This is a genomic window from Enterococcus olivae, assembly GCF_053760925.1.
The window spans coordinates 1-1,903 of sequence record NZ_JBSMVT010000060.1; the positions used below are offsets into that span (position 1 = coordinate 1).

At 38.6% G+C, this 1,903-nt stretch carries 2 protein-coding genes; both read right to left on the bottom strand.

Annotated features, from left to right (window positions below; all coding sequences use genetic code 11):
• Positions 1 to 285: 285 nt before the first annotated feature.
• Positions 286 to 861 (bottom strand): ATP-binding protein, encoded by a 576-nt coding sequence (locus ACWODM_RS16295; RefSeq protein WP_455322370.1) that lies wholly within the window; start codon positions 859 to 861, stop codon positions 286 to 288.
• A 98-nt stretch (positions 862 to 959) separates the two neighbouring features.
• A complete protein-coding gene (gene istB, locus ACWODM_RS16300) occupies positions 960 to 1,685 on the bottom strand; it encodes an IS21-like element helper ATPase IstB (RefSeq protein WP_455322371.1) in 726 nt (241 codons plus the stop codon).
• Positions 1,686 to 1,903 lie beyond the last annotated feature (218 nt).

Below are 1,903 nucleotides of genomic sequence, written 5' to 3' on the forward strand. Positions count from 1 at the left end.
ATCATTGATGAATGGTTACTGACAGCCTTACCTGAAGAGCATACTTTAACCTTATTTGAGATTATAGAATCACGTCTGAAGACAGCCTCGACTATCTTCTGTTCACAGACGGCTCCTGAAGGATGGTGAATATTGCGAACAGTTTGAGCCACTTATGCGGAGTATAGAGCCATCTATTGCATTAATTAGAGCCACTAAGTGCGAAAGAGAAAGCCAGTGAATAATAAATCGCTGGCTTTTTCTTTCTTTATTTTTAAAGGATGATATTTCCGTTACCTTAAAACGCTAAAGCTTAGCTCTTAGTCCATATCTTTCACGCATGGAAACCTCGCCATCAAGCAAAATACTATAAGAATCATGAATGATACGATCAAGAATTGCATCAGCTACAAGAGCTTCACCTAGTTTTTCATACCAACCTTCAGGAGCGATTTGTGAACAGAAGATGGTGGAAGCGGTCTTCAAACGAGATTCGATGATTTCAAATAATGTTAAGGTATGTTCTTCAGGCAATGATGTTAATAACCATTCATCAATGATGAGCAAGTCCACTTTCTTATACTTCTTAATCAATCGACGAAAACTGCCGTCGGCTTCATTTCTAGCTAAAATAAACTCATCTAATAATTCAGGCAAGCGAACGTATTTTACTTTATAATGTTGTCGGCAGGCTTGAATGCCAAAGGCATTGGATAACCAAGTTTTTCCATTTCCAGAAGCTCCCATTAAGATGATATTTAAATGCTTTCCTATATAATTGCCTGTAGCCAGTTCAAGAATAAGGTGTTTATGATTATTTCGGACGAAATTGAGCCACTGTTTCGGACAATGAGAGCCAGTTATTCGGAGTGTGGGAGCCATTTTGATGTGCAGTAATATTTCGGAGTATAGAGCCAGTGTTTCGGAAGCGAGAGCCACATTGATAAGAAGGTTGGTTCAAAAAGAACCAACCTAATAGACTATCTAGTTCTCATTGAACGATTGCCTTCTATCATAATATATTGCGCACGAGCCAATGCACGATCCATTATCGCATCTGCCAGTGCTCCTCCACCTAATCTTTCATGCCAGCCATCTTTAGTGAATTGTGAACAAAAGATGGTCGCATGCATGCGATATCGTCTTTCTAGAACTTCTAGAATGTCTTGTTGGGCAACGGTGTCTGCTGGAACTAATAACCATTCATCAATAATAAGCAATTCGCACATCTGATATTGCTTCAATACTTTTTTATACGTTCCTTGCGCTTTTGCTAAAGCTAATTCTGTTAGAAAATCGGGCAATCGGATGTATCTTACTTTATAACCTGATTGACAAGCATTATTCCCTAACGCGCATGCTATATAGCTTTTTCCTGATCCTGTCGCTCCTGTTAACACTATATTCCTAGGCTCTCTAATATATTTATTATCTGCTAATTTTAGAAAAATCTCTCGATTCAAACCGCGGTCGGTGAAATATTTAATTTCCTCTAATCGTGCTTGGGTATCTGAAAAATTTGCTTTTTTCGTAAGATTGTTGATTTTATTTCGATGACGATGGTCAAACTCTGTATCAATCAGAAGGGAAAATCGTTCTTCAAAGCTCCATTGAAGTAATTCTTCGTGTTCATATTGTTCTTTATAAGCTTTTGCCATACCAGACATACGCATTGCTATCATTTTTTCATAGGTATGTTGATTCATTATTCTTCACCCTTTCCGTAATAATGACCGCCTCGTAAAAGTGCATGTTCAGAAGAATGCTAAGTATCAGTGTTGATTTGATAATGAGTAGCGCCATGATAGTCTGATTCATACAGGCTGGTATTGCCAGCCTTCCCAGACGGAAGTCATGGTGCGAGAGGCTCGTTGTCAAATCAACTAAGCGTTTGCTTCAGTGCTTGTTCAAACGCTGTTTGTGG

Excerpts from the sequence above, each read along its gene's own strand:
- ACWODM_RS16295 (WP_455322370.1), bottom strand. The coding sequence starts at position 861 with ATGGCTCCCACACTCCGAATAACTGGCTCTCATTGTCCGAAACAGTGG.
- istB (WP_455322371.1), bottom strand. The coding sequence starts at position 1,685 with ATGAATCAACATACCTATGAAAAAATGATAGCAATGCGTATGTCTGGT.